The sequence below is a fragment of the Dongia sp. P2_B8 genome, from assembly GCF_056404715.1.
Genome location: NZ_JBFUDM010000005.1, coordinates 16,875 through 36,385, shown reverse-complemented (window position 1 = coordinate 36,385; position 19,511 = coordinate 16,875). Strand labels below are relative to the sequence as shown.

Annotated in this window: 18 protein-coding genes and 1 pseudogene; 10 read left to right on the top strand and 9 right to left on the bottom strand. The window is 59.5% G+C overall.

The features are described from left to right. Positions 1 to 97 precede the first annotated feature (97 nt). From AC1DWZ_RS15485 to AC1DWZ_RS15455, 7 genes and pseudogenes are all read left to right on the top strand, one after another. Positions 98 to 319 carry a hypothetical protein gene (locus AC1DWZ_RS15485; protein ID WP_477169819.1) on the top strand — a complete coding sequence of 74 codons (222 nt, stop codon included), beginning with the start codon at positions 98 to 100 and terminating at the stop codon, positions 317 to 319. A gap of 205 nt (positions 320 to 524) precedes the next feature. After that, a pseudogene (locus AC1DWZ_RS15480) lies at positions 525 to 1,430 on the top strand (IS1595 family transposase); the annotation flags it as partial. Positions 1,431 to 1,784: 354 nt separating this feature from the next. Next, a complete protein-coding gene (locus AC1DWZ_RS15475; protein ID WP_477169818.1) occupies positions 1,785 to 2,048 on the top strand; it encodes a hypothetical protein in 264 nt (87 codons plus the stop codon). A 235-nt stretch (positions 2,049 to 2,283) separates the two neighbouring features. After that, positions 2,284 to 3,585: a 4-aminobutyrate--2-oxoglutarate transaminase gene (gene gabT, locus AC1DWZ_RS15470; RefSeq protein WP_477169817.1), complete on the top strand. Its 1,302-nt coding sequence runs from the start codon at positions 2,284 to 2,286 to the stop codon at positions 3,583 to 3,585. 214 nt (positions 3,586 to 3,799) lie between these two features. Next, positions 3,800 to 4,348, top strand: a complete 549-nt coding sequence (locus tag AC1DWZ_RS15465) for a hypothetical protein (RefSeq protein WP_477169816.1) — start codon at positions 3,800 to 3,802, stop codon at positions 4,346 to 4,348. Positions 4,349 to 4,829: 481 nt separating this feature from the next. Next, entirely contained in the window at positions 4,830 to 5,129 is a 300-nt protein-coding gene (locus AC1DWZ_RS15460) for a hypothetical protein (RefSeq protein ID WP_477169815.1), read from the top strand. A gap of 92 nt (positions 5,130 to 5,221) precedes the next feature. Then, positions 5,222 to 8,851, top strand: a complete 3,630-nt coding sequence (locus AC1DWZ_RS15455; protein ID WP_477169814.1) for an SIR2 family protein — start codon at positions 5,222 to 5,224, stop codon at positions 8,849 to 8,851. 253 nt (positions 8,852 to 9,104) lie between these two features. Here the strand turns inward: AC1DWZ_RS15455 and AC1DWZ_RS15450 are convergent, their stop codons facing one another. From AC1DWZ_RS15450 to AC1DWZ_RS15435, 4 genes are all read right to left on the bottom strand, one after another. Continuing rightward, on the bottom strand, positions 9,105 to 9,425 hold the full coding sequence (locus tag AC1DWZ_RS15450) for a hypothetical protein (RefSeq protein ID WP_477169813.1): 321 nt from the start codon (positions 9,423 to 9,425) through the stop codon (positions 9,105 to 9,107). Beyond that, positions 9,422 to 9,898 (bottom strand): DUF805 domain-containing protein, encoded by a 477-nt coding sequence (locus tag AC1DWZ_RS15445; RefSeq protein WP_477169812.1) that lies wholly within the window; start codon positions 9,896 to 9,898, stop codon positions 9,422 to 9,424. Before AC1DWZ_RS15445 ends, AC1DWZ_RS15450 begins: the two co-directional genes overlap by 4 nt. Before the next feature lie 459 nt (positions 9,899 to 10,357). Further along, positions 10,358 to 10,942: a PAS domain-containing protein gene (locus AC1DWZ_RS15440; RefSeq protein ID WP_477169811.1), complete on the bottom strand. Its 585-nt coding sequence runs from the start codon at positions 10,940 to 10,942 to the stop codon at positions 10,358 to 10,360. Between the two features lie 113 nt (positions 10,943 to 11,055). After that, positions 11,056 to 11,544, bottom strand: coding sequence for a VOC family protein (locus tag AC1DWZ_RS15435; protein WP_477169810.1), 489 nt, complete (start codon positions 11,542 to 11,544; stop codon positions 11,056 to 11,058). A gap of 67 nt (positions 11,545 to 11,611) precedes the next feature. On the opposite strand from AC1DWZ_RS15435, the gene AC1DWZ_RS15430 reads away from it, so the two are divergent. Beyond that, on the top strand, positions 11,612 to 12,115 hold the full coding sequence (locus tag AC1DWZ_RS15430) for a MarR family winged helix-turn-helix transcriptional regulator (protein WP_477169809.1): 504 nt from the start codon (positions 11,612 to 11,614) through the stop codon (positions 12,113 to 12,115). 137 nt (positions 12,116 to 12,252) lie between these two features. Continuing rightward, on the top strand, positions 12,253 to 12,378 hold the full coding sequence (locus AC1DWZ_RS15425) for a hypothetical protein (protein ID WP_477169808.1): 126 nt from the start codon (positions 12,253 to 12,255) through the stop codon (positions 12,376 to 12,378). Positions 12,379 to 12,392: 14 nt separating this feature from the next. On the opposite strand, the gene AC1DWZ_RS15420 is transcribed toward AC1DWZ_RS15425, so the two are convergent. Together AC1DWZ_RS15420 and AC1DWZ_RS15415 are read right to left on the bottom strand one after the other, a co-directional pair. Further along, entirely contained in the window at positions 12,393 to 13,478 is a 1,086-nt protein-coding gene (locus AC1DWZ_RS15420) for an NAD(P)/FAD-dependent oxidoreductase (RefSeq protein WP_477169807.1), read from the bottom strand. A 15-nt stretch (positions 13,479 to 13,493) separates the two neighbouring features. Beyond that, the gene (locus AC1DWZ_RS15415; protein WP_477169806.1) at positions 13,494 to 14,009 is read right to left on the bottom strand and encodes a DinB family protein; all 516 of its coding nucleotides are present in this window, start codon (positions 14,007 to 14,009) and stop codon (positions 13,494 to 13,496) included. A 110-nt stretch (positions 14,010 to 14,119) separates the two neighbouring features. On the opposite strand from AC1DWZ_RS15415, the gene AC1DWZ_RS15410 reads away from it, so the two are divergent. Then, positions 14,120 to 15,019, top strand: coding sequence for a LysR substrate-binding domain-containing protein (locus AC1DWZ_RS15410; protein WP_477169805.1), 900 nt, complete (start codon positions 14,120 to 14,122; stop codon positions 15,017 to 15,019). A gap of 126 nt (positions 15,020 to 15,145) precedes the next feature. Here AC1DWZ_RS15410 and AC1DWZ_RS15405 read toward each other — a convergent pair whose 3' ends face one another. From AC1DWZ_RS15405 to AC1DWZ_RS15395, 3 genes are all read right to left on the bottom strand, one after another. Then, on the bottom strand, positions 15,146 to 15,610 hold the full coding sequence (locus AC1DWZ_RS15405; RefSeq protein WP_477169804.1) for an MlaC/ttg2D family ABC transporter substrate-binding protein: 465 nt from the start codon (positions 15,608 to 15,610) through the stop codon (positions 15,146 to 15,148). Positions 15,611 to 15,700: 90 nt separating this feature from the next. Then, complete coding sequence (locus AC1DWZ_RS15400; protein WP_477169803.1) at positions 15,701 to 16,582, bottom strand: MlaA family lipoprotein; 882 nt, start codon at positions 16,580 to 16,582, stop codon at positions 15,701 to 15,703. 603 nt (positions 16,583 to 17,185) lie between these two features. Then, entirely contained in the window at positions 17,186 to 19,324 is a 2,139-nt protein-coding gene (locus AC1DWZ_RS15395; RefSeq protein WP_477169802.1) for a methyl-accepting chemotaxis protein, read from the bottom strand. Positions 19,325 to 19,511 lie beyond the last annotated feature (187 nt).

The following is a 19,511-nucleotide window of genomic DNA, read 5'->3' as shown; positions in this document are numbered from 1 at the left end:
TGCCGTCACTCGTCATTTATGGAATCTAAGCATATCTGTCTAAGCAAGTTGTTCCGCCGGAGTCTTCCGGTCACTTGCACAAGGTTGGATTAAGATCATGCGTAGCCGATATGAGTTTGACGACGTCCTCGAATTGACCACCCCGATCCGCTTGAAGAACGGCCTGCGCGGCTATATTTCCGGTCGCTGCTGGAACGTTCGTCGCTGCGTCGAGGAATATGACGCCATGCTCGAGGGCAACCAGATGATCCGCGGCCTCGTCGCCCAGGAATTCGAAGTGACCGGTCAGCCGCGTCGGGACCTGGTCCGGGCGGCTTAAAGCACCCCCTCGAAAAACCGCAGAAAACCGCCAGCTAAACGTTTAGCTAATCGATTAGCTAACAGGCTTATCCCTCAAACTCAGAAACACGCCATAGGTAGTTCTCGATTTGGACTAGATTCGACTCCACATTAGTTGAATCTGATCAACGGCTTCAGCCTTGGAATCCGCTGGCGGCCGGGTCGCGATTCGGCGACGATCGAGAATGCTCCGAAAGCTACCCAAGACCCTGTTGGACTTCCAGCGGATGTTTCCAGACGAGGCGACTTGCTGTGCCTACGTCCTGGCGCATCGTTGGCCCAACGGCTTCCATTGCCCGCATTGCGGCGTCATTGGCGCCACGGCCGTCAAGGACCGTCCCTGGCTCTATGAGTGCCATGGCTGCCGGGCTCAGGTGTCCCTCAAGTCCGGCACCGTGATGCACGCGACCAAGCTGCCGCTTACCCACTGGTTCTGGGGCGCCTACCTGGCGGCCACCCATTCGAACGGGATCTCGGCCCTGCAGCTCAAGAAGCAGCTCGGCCTGGGGTCTTACAAGTCGGCCTGGCTGCTGCTGGCCAAGCTCCGGCGGGCCATGGTCGACCCAGACCGGACCAAGCTGAACGGCGATGTGGAAGTCGACGAGGTCTTCATCAAATACCGGACCAAGAACGATCCGCCCGGCAATACCCAGGGCCGAAGCCCAGTCGGCAAGATGTTCATCGCCGTAGCCGTTGAAATCACTGAGTATATGAAAGGAGACGAGCTAAAAACGACGCCGCGACGCATCCGGATCGAGCCGATCCCGGATGCCACGAAGGCCACCCTCCACGGCTTCATACGGCGCAATATCGAACCGGGCTCCGGCATTCTGACAGACGGGAATAAGACCTATCGCGGGATGGAGGAGTATTTCCTGAAGCAGACCAAATCGGTCGATGATCCGAATGCCATGTTCTGGACCAACCGGGTCGCGTCTTTGATCAAGACCCAAGCCCTCGGCACCTACCATGGCTTCCGCCGCCGCTACATTCGGACCTACCTCGATGAGTTCGTATTCCGGTTCAATCGCCGGAAGCTGCAGCCCGTCGTATTCCACACCATGCTCGGTCTGACCGTCAAAACCGAGCCTCACCAGCTCTGGAGGATCGCTGCAGATCCGCGAGACGAGAAAGATCAGGTCATCGGCCTGCCAAACCCGTCTGGACGCAGGATGCCTGGCGGCATGTTAGGTGGGCTCACCGAACGCTTCTATCGGAAGAGAGGCTTTTTCATTGCCGAACCCGACGATTATCCCGAGTGAAGACCTGCCACCGATCGGTCAGAAGGCCTGGATTCAAGATCCAGTGGGTTTCTGAGTTTGAGGGATAAGCCTGTTAGCTAATCGATTAGCTGCGTGTTTGCGGGCACGATTTTTCCCCTTTCAGACTTCGTTAACGCCCGTCCTCTATCCTGCCGGAATACGGATTTGGATCAGGAGGGCATGATGAGCTTCGGCAAATGGTTAACGGACCTGATCACGGGCGGACCAGCCCTGCAGCCGGTCCCCGTGCGTGCCTTCACCCAGCAGCAATTGATGGAACAGCGCGCGAAACTGGCCACCCGGACCCTCACGCCGGAACGGGCTGAGCGGATTGCCCAGGCGTTTGAAGCCCAGGCGGCCCGCCAGCAGATCGACCGGCAGCTTCGCGATGTGCCCGGTGCCCAGAACATGACCGATGTCATGCGCCGCATGATGGGCGACAAGTAGCCGGGGCCGACCTAGCCCAACATTTCCTTAGTCTCCTTGCGGGAGTTTCCTCACCGGCCTGGCAACAGGCCGGTAATTTTATGTCCCTAATCCCGACCACCCAGCGTTGACATCCGGGCCACCCTGACCTGCTTCGCCCGGGGTTTCGGCGCGCGCGGCTCCTGGGATATAGTCCCGGCCGACTTGTCCGAAGGCACCCGATTCCAGGGGCCAGATTAAAAGAGGGATCATCACGATGACGTCGAATGCCAGTCTGCATCAGCGCCGGAACGCGGCTGTCCCGCGGGGCGTCGGCAACGCCTATCAGATCTATGCCGAGAGCGCCAAGAACGCCGAGATCACCGATGTCGAGGGCCGGCGCCTCATCGACTTCGCCGGCGGCATCGCCGTCATGAACACCGGCCACGGCCATCCGAAGATCATCAAGGCGGTGAAGGACCAGCTCGACAAATTCACCCACACCTGCTTCCAGGTGAACCCGTATGAGAGCTATATCCGCCTCGCCGAACGCCTCAACAAGCTCGCCCCCGGCAACACGCCGAAGAAGACCATCTTCCTCACCACCGGTGCCGAAGCGGTCGAGAATGCGGTGAAGATCGCCAGAGCCTATACCAAGCGCGCTGGCGTCATCGCCTTCTCCGGCGCCTTCCATGGCCGGACGCTCATGGGCATGGCCTTGACCGGCAAGTACATGCCGTACAAGGTCGGCTTCGGCCCGTTCCCCTCGGACGTGTTCCACGTGCCGTTCCCGGACCCGGCCTTGAAGGATGGCGGCGCGCAGAGCCTCAAGATCCTCGAGACCCTGTTCAAGGCCGATATCGGCCCGGACAATGTCGCGGCCATCATCATCGAGCCCGTGCAGGGCGAGGGCGGTTTCAACGTGGTGCCGTTCGAATTCATGAAGGCGCTCCGCGATATCTGCACCAAGCATGGCATCTGCTTCATCGTCGACGAGATCCAGACCGGTTTCGCGCGCACCGGCAAGATGTTCGCCCATGAGCATAGCGGCATCGAAGCCGACCTCATCACGGTCGCCAAATCCCTGGCCGGCGGCTTCCCGCTCTCTGGCGTCATCGGCAAGGCCGAGATCATGGATGCCCCCGCGGCCGGCGGCCTCGGTGGCACCTATGGCGGCTCGCCCATCGGCTGTGCCGCGGCCAACGCCGTCCTCGACGTCATGGAAGAGGAAAAGCTGGTTGAGCGCGCCAACATCATCGGCAAGCAGATGATCGACCGCTTGACCGAGATGAAGAAGCGCAACAGCTTTGGTAATCGTATTGGCGATATCCGGGGCCTCGGCGCCATGGTCGCCTGCGACATCGTCAAAAGCGATGGCTCGCCGGACGCCGATCTCACCAAGGCCATCACGACGAAGGCCGGCGAGAACGGGCTCATCCTGCTGTCCTGCGGTGTCAATGCCAACGTGCTCCGCTTCCTCATGCCCCTCACGGCAGAAGAGAAGCTGATCAACGAAGGCTTCGACCTCCTGGAGAAGACGATCGGCCAGGCTATCGAGGCCAGCGTAAAGGTCGCCTGAGCTATCTCTGCGCGGGACAGGTCCCGCGCTGGGTTAAGGTTGTTGTGACTGCAGAAAGCGCGTCGGAGAAATCCGGCGCGCTTTTTCGTTCTGCGTGACGGACGTCACGGATGGCGGCTTTGCGGGACTTGCGCCTCTTGTCCTATCTGGCCGCAGACCGCAGCTCTTCCTCATCGATTGCGATTGTCGCGATCTGGCTTAAGGGGAAGAGATCATGCGTATACGTTTGAAATCCATTGGCTTGTTTCTCAGCTTCGCCGCCAGCGTGGCGGCTTGGCCCATCCAATTCATGTCGCCGGCCTACGCTTTGCCCGCCGGCTATTTCCACCTGCGCGGGACGGTGCACGACGATTCCGGCGGCGGATCGCTCCGCGCGATCGATGTTCAGTGGGCGAATGGCAATGTGGGCAAATACATCCGCCTGAACAGCACCACCTATGCGAAGGATTCGCAGCTGTGGAAGGCGCGCTTCCCCCGCAACGGCACGATCGGTGTCATCCGCCTCGAGAACAAGCTGTCCGGCCAGTGCCTCGGCGATCAAAACCGCGTGGACCAAATTGCCATCTTGCTCCCCTGCAGTGACGACAACACTTTGTGGGAGGAGATCGCCATGAGCGGCGACCGGGCCGTGTTCCGGCGCGAGACGACCGGCACGCCGGTCTGCCTCGGCAAGGATCCCAACTATCCTGGCCTGCTGCTGACCCTCAACTGCTCCGACGGCTACACCGACAAGATGATCTGGCAAGCGTATATCTCTGGCTGAGGTCCTTATCGCGCGATACGCGGGCAAAGAGCGCGTCGGAGAAATCCGGCGCGCTTTTTCGTTTTGGGCGTCTCTCCTCGCCCGAGGTGTGGCGGCTAGCTCTTAGCCCTCTCCCCCTTGTCGGCGAAGGTCGGCAGGTGTCGGCGGGCGGGAGAGGGGGAGTCTCTTACCGATAGCTCGTTAACCCCTTCTCCCTTCAGGGGGGAGGGCCGGGGTGGGGGCGATCACAGAACACGGCGCCACCCTTCACAGTCTCATCCACTCCCTCGCCCCGCCTCGTTGGCTAAGGCCGACATGCGTCGAGGGCGGGGAGAGGGCGGGGGTGAAGGGCCCTTTCCCCGACTTCACCCTCAGCGCGTGACGCCGCGCACAGCTGGGCGGAATGCCGGTCCCTCCGGCCTTGCGCAGCCGGCCCTCCACGCACAGTTCCTGCCCCAGTTGATCACCGATCCCAGTTCCTCATGGTTCAAGGAGATAGGTCATGTCACAGAACTCAACCCTTTCGCTCGCTCTTCTCGCCGCCTTGTCGCTCAGTGCTCTGTCGCTGAGCATCGCGCCCGCCAGCGCCGAACGCATCAACCAGTTGATACAGGTGACGCAGCTCAAAGCTCAGAACGCCAATGACGAGGCGCTGCAGGGCAACACCGTCAAACAGGCGAAGGCCGGCCAGGTGGCGGAGCCGGTGGTCATTGACCCCCAGGCCGCTGACGCAAACCGGAGCCAGGCCGAGAAGCGCCTCAGCGATCACCGCAACGAAATGCGCCGGAACTGGGCGCCGTAACGGGGCCCCCGGGCCCCGCTTTTTTGTTTGAGTGGTTAACAATACAACTATCGGTTATTCTCCGTGAGAATAACTACGCAAGGATTAGGTCCATGCAATTTCTTACCAATGGCCCAGATATCCCAACTGAATTGCTCCATGCTCAAGAGCGAGGAGAAGCCGTCTTCATATGCGGTGCTGGCGTCTCACGAACCGTTGGGCTGCCATCATTTCACAAACTCACAAAAGACATTTACGAAGCTCTTCATGAAAGTTGGGCTACACACCCAGCAGAAGCAGAAGGGATGATCGAAACTAATCTCACTCTTGATCGAACACTCTTTGCTCTACAAATGCGCTTAGCAGGTAGTGACGCACGTCGCGCTGCTCAAGTTCGTCAGCAGGTCATTGCGGCGGTCCAAAAATCACTTCAGCCTCCAGACGTTAATCTGGCGCATCATTTGAATATTCTTCGGCTGTCGCGTGATATTGAATTGCGGCCACGTGTTGTTACGACGAATTTTGATACATTGTTCGAACGTGCCTGGAATGACTCGCGCCAATTCAAAATCCGTAGCTTCGCGGCCGCGGAAATGCCAGCTCCTGGTTCTGCCGATTTTGAGGGTGTACTACACCTTCACGGACGTATTGAAGACAAGAAACTCGAACTCCACCGTTCCGACCTAGTACTTACTAGTGCTGAATTCGGAGAAGCCTACCTCAGATCAGGTTGGGCCGCACGCTATGTGTACGATCTTGCTCGATCTTCGACTATTGTAATCGTTGGGTATGGGGTCGACGACCCTCCAATGCGTTATCTACTCGAAGTGCTCACAGCCGACCGCAGTCGCTTTACAGACCTTAAATCGATCTATGCATTTGTTCCATGTGATGCAGACGAAGCTTCTCAAGCTAAGCAGATCGATCTTTGGAAGGTTCGAGGTACGACCCCCATTCTCTACAGTCATGGCGATGGAAATGATCATAGTGGCCTCTATGACACGCTCGCTGCCTGGTCAGAGTATGCTGAAGACCCCACTAGATGGCGTTCCGAACGCGCTAGAACACTCTTAGCTGGAGATTCAGGTGAGCTTGAAGACGCGTCTTGGGGGCAGTTGATTTGGGCTCTTAGTCGAGGAGACGGAGCTCGCATCCTAGCGGACGTGAATCCTTCGCCGACATGGTTGTCAGTGCTGCATGGTCGCTGTGTTATTGGTCCCAATGGCTTCTCACCGGGACGTTGGTTGGTTAAGCGGCTTGATGATCAAGAAATGCTTGTTGCAGTGGTTGCACATCTTGATATCGAAGAAGAATTGGCAACCGACATAAACTGGGCACTAGAGGACGCACACCCTCTTAGTGAGACCCGAAAGTTTTGGCGGCTCTGCCTCGCCAATCGCTCCTCGCGCGCGTACCGTTGGGAGGGTAGATGGTTTGGACTCCTCAAACGGGTAGAGCGTGGCGAATTCGGGTTAGATGTTCGCAGAAATCTAGCGCTAATATTGCGCCCAATGCCTGTTGCGCGACGAGCTATTCGCTGGCCTGGTGATGCAGAATCAAAGAGTGATCATCTAGCAAGTCGAATTGATGTAGACTTTCAAGTACGCGACCATGTTGAGCCAGAAATGCTCGTAGTTGCGTGGCCGCCTGAACATGATGAAGCGTTACTCCGCTCGCTCATCCGTGCACTTTTTGACGCTTTAGAAGACGCCGTCGAATATGGCTTTGTGTCAGCCGAGTTTGATCGAGCGAGCCGTGACGTCAATTCGGTGGCTATTCATCAACAAGATCGATTGAGAGATGGATTTTATCCCATAGTACGCATTATCGCTGATCTCATTAGTCGCCTGGGATCGACAAATCAACTTGCAGCTCAATCAATCTCTCAAGAACTCGCAGCTTCGTCATATTTACTTCCGCGACGGTTGTTTTTGCACGCTCTTTCCATTCAAAGCATTTTTTCAGCGAAACAAGCAGCGACGGATCTTCTGAATCTCAGTGATGAGGATTTTTGGTCTTGGACCCTGCGCCGCGAAACGATGCGGCTTATGGCGGAAAGATGGGCAAATTTTTCTATGGAACTTCGCCATGCGATCGAGGAACGTATCGTTTCGGGAGTTCCCAATTCAATTCTAAGTGCAAATGAAGGATCAGAAGGACAGATTAAATCGATTCAAGATCGCGAGATCTTTGTCAGACTTGCGCGCTTAGAATCAATCTCACCGGGCCTGAGCGACGCAGGCAGAAATGAAATTGCGCGTATCCGCTGCCAGCATCAAAATTGGACACCAGGAGTTGGTGACCGAGATGATTTTTCATTTTGGTCGGAATCATCTATTGGCGAGCAAGGTGATCTCAAATTGCTGGCGACGATTCCTGATGAACAACTTGTAAGTGAAGCAATTGCACTAGCCAAACGTGACCCTTTCAATCAAGGCGAGGTGTGGCGAAAGTTCGTCCGCGCAGATCCTGCCAGAGCTCTGGACGGGTTAGTGGCGCAGTCTAAAAATGGGGAATGGCAATCAAGTGCCTGGACGCCCTACTTCTGGGCTCTCATAGAGACTGATCTTCCTGATCTGGAACGCAGGACTATAGATCATCTCTCAAGCGTGCCATTAGACCAGCTGAATGGGTTCTCTCATTCGGTAAGTGATTGGCTTCTGCGTCGTCACCGATCTATTATTTTGGCGTGTGCTGGGTCGACAACTGGGGTTCTTTCCCTTTGGGACCGTCTAGCCCAATGCATTGACCTTGATGCACAGAAAGTCGAGGCGCTCGATGAGAACGTAGTGTCCGCAATTCTGAATGAGCCGATTGGACATCTGACGCGTTTTCTAATAGCTGAGCTTAGTCGACGCAATCCCGTACCAGACTCTACATTTCAAGAAGATTTGGCGCGGAGGTTTTCTACGCTCACGGAATTCAAGGGCAGAGCTGGAATGCTCGCACACGCGGCACTGGTCGCCGATTTACCATATCTTCACTCGATTGATGCGGATTGGACTGAAAAACACCTTGTTCCGTTGCTCTCAACAAATGGGCCATGGATGCCGAGCATGTGGGCGACATTTGTGCGAAACAGAGGATTGGGAAACTTACGTCTTTGGCGAATGATTAAGCCAGTTTTCTTGAATGTGATTGGTCATCCGGCCCTCAGCCGGGAGACAGTTGACGGACTTATCGATCACCTCATTGTCAACATGATAGGTCGACAACTTAAGCATCATGGCGATGATGCTCCAACATGGTTGGAGGCGAAGGAGGCCCTGCTTCGCTGCGGCCCAGAGGGGCGTCGTCGTGCGGCGTATATTTTCTTCGAAAATATTAAGAAAGCAGGAGTGGGGGCCGCTCATCATTGGCGGCATGTCATGGGTCCAATCTTCACCGCAATATGGCCAATGCAGACAGCAGCACAAACTGCCGATACGACCTTATACTTGTCATGGATGACGCAGTATGTAGGGGAGGCTTTCCCCGAAGCGGTAGACGCTATTCATGCGGCGCTTGTTTCAAGCCCGCGGGCGCTGCATCCCCTGATAGATCATCCTACTGATGACAATAAAGAGCTCTACCGAAAGTTTCCCGCGGCAGCGCTGAGTTTGATTGAAGCCCTTACGGACCGAGAAAGCCCGTCGCGGAACCTAGCGGTTCGATTGGAAGATATCGCAGTAGCAGAGCCGGCTCTGCGACATGATCCTCGATTTGAGCGTCTATTAGGAATAGTGCGTCGTATATCAGCGTAGATAAGATCATAACGCAAGAGTCGTAACCTTACTATTGTGGCAGTATGCGTTCCCAGTCGATAAAATCGATGCGGAACCTGCTCTGAACATTACTCAGCGGATAGACGATCAAGTCTGATGGCATCAGGACATCGCAATAGGGAGACGAGCTAAAACAACCGAATGGCAGATGCAAACTCGTGGGTGGTCCGCCTTCGCGGACCATGACGATTGGGGACTGGGTCGATCCAGGTGGAGCCGCGATGGTGAGATCTTAATCCACCCAGCCGCAGCCGACTTTCAATGCTTGCCGGCACGCATCTTCATCTTCCGGGATGAAGCTGGTGATGTTCCCGTTTTCATCGATGCCGACGTCGGCCCAGCATTCGCCGTGGTGGAAGCGGAAGGTCTTGCCGTAATAGCGGTTGAGATCGGCGCGTTGGCATTCTTCGACGGTGTTGAGGCTGGGGAGGGGTGTCAGCGATTGCTTCTGGGGCTCGTCGGCTAGGCTCTGTTGTGCGACGGCGGTGAGGTGGCAGGCCAGGAACCCGGCGACGATGGCTCGGGTTGTGCGCCGTTTCGGGACGGTGTTCATGCTGCAGCTTCGGCCGGTGCGGCGCTACGGGTCGGCGGGTAGAAGAGCAGGCCCAGATACATGACAGCATCGAGATAAGGCAGCACAGCGAGATAGCTCCATCTCTGGGCGATACCAGCGTCGCGGATGCGGCGGACGAGGACAGGGGTGAGCACAAGGCCAGCCAGGATATGGATGAAGCTAGCTATGACGATAAGCGGCCAAGGTTGGTTCTCGATGAGAAGCGAGCTATCGGTGGCGGGATCATGGGTGAAGACAAGGTAGGAACTGGTGACGATCAGGGCTACCCCGAGGACGCCGATGCCCAACAGGCGCAGGAAAAGGGCAACGGCATAATCCCTGCGCGCAAGGTGCAGGGCGGAACGCTCGCGCCAGATGATCAGGGCCGTTGGCACGGCATGAAACAGCCAGCCGTCCAAGCCGAAGGGCATCAAGTTGGTTGGGTAGATGCTGAAGTCGAAAATGAAATCCACGATTGCCCTCGTGCTGCGCGGTGTCCCTGCTTGCTCCCCGGAAGTTAAGCCGGTTGTGGGGTGAGGTGAAGGGCGATTTTAAATGGTGGGTCGGATTGGATTGGTGGATAGAAACTCGTGGGTGGTCCGCCTTCGCGGACCATGACGATTGGGGTTGGCGGACCGGCGAGAGTTTTCAGTTGTTGGCATACCCCCCGCCCTTTCCCTCCCCCTCAAGGGGGGAGGGGATGAGGTGCCGGTGGGCAATGGTCATCAGTTGCGTCCCCTCTCCCTGACGCTCTCCCACCTTGTCGGCGAAGGCCGACATGCGTCGGCGGGGGGAGAGGGGAGGTGGTGCCGATGGCAATGGTCATCAGTTGCGCCCCCACCCTTACCCTCCCCCTGAAGGGAGAGGGGATGAGTCTCGATGGGCAATAGTCATCAGTTGCGCCTACTTCGTCATGGGGCTATCGGCCCCCGCTACTTCAACTCCCTGGCCCCATGCGCCTTGTCGAGGCTCGAGAGGACCTTTCCGAAGGTGATCACCATGTTGACGTGGATGTCGTCGTCGGAGAGGGGGAGGAGGATGCATTCCTGGCTCACCATGAAGCCGTTGGGGTGTGGGATCTTGGACCAGTCGTAGACGGGGCGGCGGTCGTCGATGACGATGTTGTAATTGCCCATCGGGTCGGAGCTGTCTTTGCCGATGGCGCATTCCGCCACCGTGCGGCCGGTGGGGTTGAAGCCGCGCACGGCGACTTCGGACTCGCCTACCAATCGGTAGACCAGGCTGCGGCCGGCGGGGCTGCCGGCGATGCCCGGGCTGCTGATGCTGGGTCTGGCCTCATGCACCTCGATCAATTGCAGGAAAGGGAGCCAGCGTTTCATCTCCAAGGGATCGATGGCGCTCCGGGGTGGCATCAGGCGTTTGGTGCCGTCCGCTTGCACGCGCTTGCTGTCCCAGTATTTGTAGAAGCCCAAGGTTTCCGGAAAGCAGCGGCGCGCCATCTCCGCCATGTCGGTCGTGCGGGGATAGGGGGCAACCTCGGGCTTGTCATCGGGCATGCGTTGAGGATAGCCGAGGTGCGGCCCCAATCAAGTGCTCGTGGGATCAGACCCTCCGTGCGCAAGCCGGGCCGCGCTCGCCCCCGATGATCACGCACACCCTAGATGACGGGCTAAGATGACGGGCCGTCATACGCCTTCTGCAGGGTGGGGAGGTCGAGCTTCACCATCTGCATCATGGCGGCAAAGACGCGGCCCACCCGCTTTTCATCCGGGTCGCCGATCATTTTCAGGAAGGGCTTGGGGATCACCTGCCAGGAGAGGCCGTATTTGTCGGTGAGCCAGCCGCATTGCGATTCCCGGCCGCCATCCTTGAGGAGGGCTGCCCACAGCCGGTCGACCTCCTTCTGGTCGTCGCATTTGATGACCAGGGAGACGGCGGGGCTGAGCTGGTAATGCGGGCCGCCGTTCAAGGCGAGGTACTCGGTGCCGTCGAGGGTGAAGGCCACCTGCAGCGCCGTCCCTTTGGGCAGCGGTGCGCCTTCGCCATAGCGCATCACGTGGGTGATCTTCGAATTGGGAAACAAGGAGACATAGAAATTGGCCGCGTCTTCGGCGTTGCGGTCAAACCACAGATTGGTAGAAATGCGTTGTTCGCTCATGATGAGTGTCCGTCCCATTTTTCTGTTTCTGCTTGACTTGATAGGTTGATATCAACATTATGTCGGCATGTCAAAAGTGCAAAAGCGCGTGGTTGCCGTTTCGCCCAATAATTCCGGGGATATGCCGGCGGTATGTGAGACGGGCGAGATCCCCTACGCAACGACGCTCTATGTGCGCGATCATTGCCTCTGTCTGCATGTACAGCGGGCAGCGCGTGCTTTGGCGCGGCGCTTCGATGAAGATCTGCGCCCGTTCGACCTCACCAACGGGCAATTCTCGCTGCTGATGTCCTTGAACCGCCCGGCACCGGCGGGCATGGGATCGGTGGCGCAGGTGCTGGCCATGGACCGCACCACGCTCACCGCGGCGCTGAAGCCGCTGGAGCGGCGGGGGCTCCTGAAGATCAGCGTCGATCCGGCCGACAAGCGCAGCCGGCTGTTGACGCTGACCGCGGCCGGCCGGCGGCTCCTGGCCAAGGCCCTGCCGGTCTGGCAGGCGACTCACCGCGAGATCGAGGCGGGGCTGTCGGCCCCGGATCGTCTGCGCCGGGACCTCATCGCCCTCGGTTGAGGTTCGATATCACACCCTTATCCGTCGAATACGAAAATAAGTGAACCTATCCACAGCAGGCGGAGAAATCTCGCTTGCCCACTTTCCACCAGTCTCACACGATGATCCCAGGTACAACCATCAAGGGATTAGATAAAATGCAAACTATCGCGATGACGTGCCTCGCCGTGGCGACTGTGCAGAGCGCCATTCTCCTCGGGACCCTCTGGTATATGGCCGAGACCGGCCGCCGCCCTGCCTGGCTGGCCAAGCTGCTCGGCTAGGCGACAAACCGGGCCTAAACGAAGCGGGCGGGCGCATAGCGCGCCAGCAGGGGATCACGCGGGCCGCCGAGGATTTCGGTGGCGGCAAAGCGGCCGATCGCGGGCGCCAGCGTGATGCCCGAATGGGTGACGGCGAGATAGAGCCCGGCCCTCTCCGGTGCCGGACCCACGATCGGGAACCCGTCCGCCGGCATCGGGCGGTGGCCGATCTGGTAGCGGTCGAAGGCGAGGGTGCCGCCGCCCTTGAACATTTTCTGAAGGCCGGCGAACACGTCACGTGCCGTCGCCGCGGCATCTGCCCCTGGATCGGAACCGCCGAAATCGGCACCGGCCAGCAGGCTGCCATCCACCAACTGCCGGACATGCATCTCCGGCGCCATGACGAGGCCGTTGAGCACAGGCTGCGTGGGCTTGGTGGCCACCAGCAGGCCAGGCGGCGCCGACATCGGCACATGAACACCAACAGTGGCGGCAAGCGAGGCTGTGGCCGTCCCGGCAGCGATCACCACATGATCGGCAGCAAGGCGTTCGGTCGGGGTGACGACGCCCGTGACGCGGCCGGCTGACACATCCAAGGACAGGACTTTGACGTTGCTGCGGAGATCGGCACCGCGTTGGGTGGCGGCTGCGAGCAGCGCCTGCGCCGTCGCGAGAGGATCCAGCGCACCTTCTTCGGCGACATGGAGCGCCAAGGCCGGCGGCGCTGCCAAGGCCGGTTCCAGCCGCGCGATGGTCGAGGCATCGACGCGGGCGATGCCATAGCCCCAGCGCGCATGTTCCGCGGCGTAGGCGTCGAGCTCGGCCGGCGGGAGATCCCAGAGCAGGCCGCCCAGCCAATGGACACGGATCGCCGGCACCTCGCCGGCAAGGCGCCGCCATTCCGCCATCGCGCGGATACGCAGGCGGAAATAGGGTTCCGGATTGCCCCAGCTCGCATTGATCCAGGCCCAGGAATGGCGCGTGGCGATTCCGCCGGGCTCGGCTGCCTCAAGGATCGTGACGCGGGCACCCTCCCTGGCGAGATGCCAGGCGATCGCGGCGCCGATGATGCCGGCGCCGATGACGATGATCCGTGGTCGGCCGGCAGGATGGTCAGGCATGGTCGCGTCCTTGATCTACCGGTGGCTCGCTGCGCGGCGGCCGGGGTCGGCACGGTGAAGATAGCCCGCAAAGACATCGCTTGATGTCGCATGGGATATCTGCGGCAGCAATCGGCCAACCTCGCCACGATGATAGCCGCCATGCGTCATCACATGAGCCAGCATCTCTTCGCGGGACATGCGCCCTGGCTTGCCGTCGGTGAACTTGAAATTGATTTCCTCGGTGAGCTTCTCACGGGAAATGGCAGAGACATAGTCGACATACCAGCGGTCTGTATCTCGAACGTTTGCGAACAGTGTTCCCAACGGAGGCGCCTCGAGCGGCTCGTTGGTCTCATAGGCGTGGGGGACAGACTGCAGGTTGGCCATGAATATGCGATCGACAATGTGCGCGTGATGGAGGATGCGGATCGCCCCATCAATTTCCGGCGAGGGCTTCTCGCCGGCGAGGGAAATCATTGCGCCGACCAGCATGTCGTCGGCCCAGGCTTTGTACTGGAAGAGCGATATCAGCAGTGTGTGCGTGCCCATTTGACTCCCTCGACAGGTCCGGCAGTGAAAAGCGCCCCTGCGAGAGAAAACTTGCATTGCCCGAGCATTCAGGCAAATTCCAAATCAGGCATTATCAATAAGCAGATATTATGAAGGCAGCGATCAACCTCCGGCAGGTGGAAGCCTTCCGCGCCGTCATGCTCGCGGGAAAGATGACGGCCGCCGCCGAGCTCATGTCCGTAACCCAGCCAGCCGTCAGCCGCCTGATCTCGGACTTTGAGCGTGCGACCAGGCTGCGATTGTTTGAGCGCAGGGGCAATCAGATCAGCCCGACGCGCGATGCGGTCGAACTGATGCGGGAGGTGGAGCGATCATTTGTCGGGCTGAACCGGATCGCCGTCGTCGCGGATGAGATTGGCCGGCACTCGGCAGGCACATTGCGCGTGGCGGCCATGCCGGCCCTTGGCAACGGTCCGCTGCCGCGCTTTCTGGCCCGCTTTCTGAAAGACAAGCCGAAGCTCAACGTTTCCCTCAGCGCACTTCCATCGTCGATGGTCATCGAGGCGGTGGCTGCAGGCCAGGTGGATATTGGCTACGCGGACGAACCATTGGACCGGCCCAGCTTCATCATCGAGGCCTATCCTGCGGCTGCGATCGCCGCCATTCCGGCCGACCATGTGCTGGCGCAGAAAGACATTGTCGAGCCGATCGATCTTGCCAACCAGCGCGTCATCAGCCTGGATCCGGGCACGATCTTTGCCATGCGGGTTGAGATGGCACTCGCCGGTGTGCCGCGCCTTGCCACGCTGGAGACGCGGTTGTCGCATACAGCGCTCAGCCTTGTGGATGAGGGGGCGGGCATTGCGCTCGTCGATCCGGCTTCTGCCAGCGAATTCACCGGACGCAACATCGTCTTCCGCCCGTTCAGCGTCTTCATCGATGCCGGCTTCCACGAGATTCGCCCGGCCAATCAAAGCCGCCTGGATATCGCGGATCGGTTCGCGCGGGAGTTTGCCGGTCATCTGAGAGAAGAACTGAACAGGCTTTGACCTGTGTATCCCTGAGCGCCGAAATGATCGCCATGCGGCGGAAGGTCGATCTTGAGCTCAAACAAAAATCCCCGCCGACCATAAAGGTGGCGGGGATCTTGTACCGGTAGGTGTGGCCCCAGCTCCCTAGAGCGAGGCTACCTTCTTCTTCAGGATGTCGATGAGCGCCTGGACCTTGCCGCCATTCGAGCTGATGACCGAGGCGAATTCCTGGCGGTGGGTTTCAGCCAGGCTCAATCCTTCGACGCGAACGTCGGTGATCATGTTGTGCCCGCCGGCGGTGTTCACATCCCAATCGACGCGGGGTTCGCCCTGGGCGCCCTTGACGATGGTGAACACGGTCGAATTGTCGCCCTGTTCGTTGATACGCTGTACAGCCAGCGATTGGCCGGAATATTCAGCAAATCGCTTGCCGTAAACGGCGCTCATATATTCGGTGAACACGTCGACATAGGCGGCCTGCTCTTCCGGCGTCGCCCGCTTCCAATAGGCGCCCAGCGTATGCTTGGCGAGCTTGGGCATATCGAAGAATTCCTGGAGGATCGGCAGCAGCTTGGCTGCGCGTTCCTTGTCATTGCCGGCGGACTGCAACTCGGTGATCGCCTTTTGCGACAGCGAGTTGATGAAGCCCCCCCCCCCCCCCCCCCCCCGCCATGAGGGATCTACGTGTCAGCATGGAGCTCAGTAGGCCTCCGAGAGCTGATCGTCGGCCTTTACCGGCGCCGGCTGAGTGGAGGCCGAGGGTGACGTCGGCAGGAACACCGACGGCAGTTCCGCACCATCTTCCGGGATCATCTCTTCGCTGGTCACCTTGCCGACTGCTGCTTCCGGATCTTCGCCATTCTTGATGGCGTCGTTGCGGTGCTGGCGGTAGAGGCTGCGGATCGTGGCGTAGAAGTCGACGGAGCCCTTCTGCAACTCGGCAATCGTCTCGAGATTGCGGGCGCGCGTGTCGATGCCCTCGACCATGAAGCGGGTCGTGTTGATCCAGGAGACGTTATAGACATAGCCGACCCAGGTGAGCGGATCCAAAACGTAATCGACCAGCTTGCCACCGGCGTCGCGCGGGTTGCTCGGGCCCAAGAGCGGCAGGTGCAGATAGATGCCCTCGCCCGAACCCCAAACCGCCAGCGTCTGGCCGAAATCTTCGTCGTGGTAGTTAAGACCGAACCAACTGGCCGCATCGAGGATGCCGCCGACACCGAGCGTGGTGTTGATGAAGAAGCGCGCTGCGGTCGTGCCGGCGCGGCTGCCTTCACCCTGGAACAGATCGTTGAGCAGGATCACCGGCGCATGCAGATTGCGCAGGAAATTACGGATGCCATCCTTGGCAGGATCCGGCAAGGCGATGTTGTAGTAGCCCGCAAACGGCTTCACGAGCAACTCGTCGAGACCGTGGTTCACTTCGAAGAAGTAGCGGTTCATCGGCTCCAACGGGTCATTCGCCTCGTTGAATGCCTGCACGGCAGCTTCGTCACTGGGATCCGGCGGCGTCGCGCAGCCAGAGGCGAGCAAGCTCACCGCCATGGCCGTGACAGCCAGTGTCGTCTTCGTGAAATTCATGACCTTAAACATAGAACCCCTAACCCTTTCCGGTAGCCCGGTTTCGAAAAGTTGATCTGCTCTTCTAGCGAACCGTTGCACCGTCCCCCGATAGCGGTCCCCGTCTGTCCCTGACCGCAGCATTTGAACGTGCTGGTCCCAAGTCCTCACTGCCACATTGCGCCGCTGTGACAGTGCAGCAGGGCCACATCGTCACAGACACATTGTCGCGGTCAAAACTTAACCGACCGTTAGTCGCCTATCTGGCGGACTCGGCTCGGCCAACCCGTGCGCTTTGATAACACACGTGTTTTAAGAGTGAAAGACGAGTCCGAACCGAGGCTTATCTCGCCCGGAGCCGATGTGGCAGAAATGCCTCAGTTATGTTGAGCTTTTGGGAAACCATTCCAGAATAAGGGCCTATCCCCTCTTTTCGCCGGCTTCCGGGGCGTCCGATCAGACACATTCCGTCATCGAAATGGCAGGATTCCTGGGATTTTCTCTTATGGATATCCACTTCATATCAGCAAAAAATGTGGAATATATTTGTGGAAAAGGTGCGAATTTTTTCGCTTTGGCGCCAAAAGAAAGCGGCGAAGGCCCCTGCGACAGCCGCCGCAGCCCTTAAGCCCCCTGCACGCCGACGATAAAGGACTGGACCTCGCCGGCCAATTCGCCTGATTCCTTGGCAACAGCGCGAGCCGCCTCAAGCACTTGGCCGGCGGCAGCCCCGGTATCGCCGGACGCATGGCGAATATCTGTCATGCCGGCCGCAACCTCGCGGGCCCCGGATGCGGCCTGCTGGATATTGGCAGCGATCTCGCGGGTCGCTGCATCCTGTTCCTCCACGGCATGGGAGATATCGGCAGCGATCCGGCTTAGTTCACCAATGGTTTCGCTGATGGCGTGGATCGAGGTGACCGCCTCGGTGGTCGAACTCTGAATGCTGGTGACATGGGAAACGATCTCCTCCGTCGCCCGTGCGGTCTGGTTGGCAAGATTCTTGACCTCATTGGCGACCACGGAGAAGCCCTTGCCGGCTTCGCCGGCACGAGCGGCCTCAATAGTGGCATTGAGGGCCAGCAGATTGGTCTGCTCGGCGATCGAGCGGATGATGCCGATTACCTCACCGATCCGCTGCGCGCTTTGGGCCAGCATATCGACGGTCGCATCGGCGCGCCCGGTATCCTGCACTGCCGTCTGGGCGATGCGTGTCGATTGATCGACCTGCCGGCGGATCTCGTTGACGGACGCGGAAAGTTCTTCGGTCGCGGCGGCGACGATCTGCACGCTGCCGGTAGATTGTTCCGCACTGTCGGCGACCACGATCGCCCGCTGATTGGTCCGCGCAGCGATGTCGGTGAGCGACCGCGCCGTTTCTTCCAGGGCCGCCGCGGACTGCGTGAGGACGCCCACCATCTGGCCGGCCTTGCCTTCAAATCCGGTCTGCAGGCTGTTCATCGCCGCGGTGCGCGCCTCCTTGCGCTGCCATTCCAGACGCTGCGCCTCATCCATGTTGCGGGCATGAACCATGGCTCTGTGGAAGACATCGACGGCGCGCGCCATGATGCCGACCTCGTCCCGCTGCCCCTGGGCCGGTACCGCGATCTCAAGATTGCCGGCGGCAAGGTCGGTCATCGCAACAGTCATGGCGTTGACAGGCCGGACGATGCTGCGACCGACCTGCCAGGCGATGCCAACGCCCAACAGCAGCGATAATCCGCCGACAAGCAGGCACAGCAAGGTCAGGTGATTTGCCTCCGCCATGATGCTGGCCTCGGGGACCGCCACCAGCAGGCTCCAGCTGCCGGCAGCCTCGCCGAAGGGAACGGGGATGAGATGCAGGTAATAGGTCGTGGCGCCGATAGCGCCGCGCCCGTCGAAGGCCCGGCGCGCCTTGGTGGCGTCCTGTAGTGCTGCCGGCAGGTCGTCAGCCGGCTGCGACAGCTTCGTCCGGTCGGGATGGGCGATGTAGGCGCCATTGGCGGAGATGACAGCGAGAAACCCGTCGCCATAGGGGCGTTGGGCACTGATCGCCTCAGTCAAGCCGGCCAGCGAGATGTCGATCCCGGCAACGCCCAGCACGGCGTCGTTCTTCATGATCGGCATCACGGCGCTGGTCATCAGCAACTTTGTCAAATCGTCGAGATAGGGTTCCGTCACCGCCGCGCGCCGTGCTGTCGCAGCGGTGCTGTAATATTCCTTTTTCTCCACCTCGGCGTAAGACAGCCCCGCGCTGGCATCGGCGACCGGCTTGCCGCCGTCCCCTGGCAACCAGAGCAGGCTCATGCGGCCGGAACCGGGCAGGCCGAGAATTTCCGAATCGCGCGTGCCGAACCGCGCGTCGTCACCATCGAAGGCGTTGTCCGCCATGTCGACCCAGACGCCTGCATAATGCTTCTTGTCGGTCATGAGGTGCTGCAGATAGCGGTTCACCGCCGCGCGGCGCGGTTCGGCAAAAGTCTGCTCGGTTTGAATGACCCGGGCGATGCTGCGGCTATCCTCGATGGCATGGCCAATATCCATGCGAATTTCGGCACTGCGGCTGTCGCCAATCTCCTGGACCAGGCGTATCGCAGACGCTTCTGCTGCCGGCCGCGATACGGCCAGCAAGGTGGCGCAGATGGCGCCGATGCAGATCAGCACGACCACCGTGGTGCTGAGAATGATTTTGGCCTTCAGCGTCATGTGTTGCCAGGCGAGCGTCATGTGGCAATGTCCGTCCTTCGGCAGGAACTGTTGCGGTGTGTATTGCACGAGCATGCCATCGACAGTTGTCCGAAGACAAGCATGAGACCGCAGGCGGCACATCGCGCAAACACCTGTTGTATTTGATCAAAATGCCCACGAAGCTGCGCAGCCGTGGCGGCGATCAGCGAGGATCAGACGTGGTGCGTAAACTGCCGAAGATCGCGATGGCTGCAGATGTGACGGGAAGATTGCGTGCGCA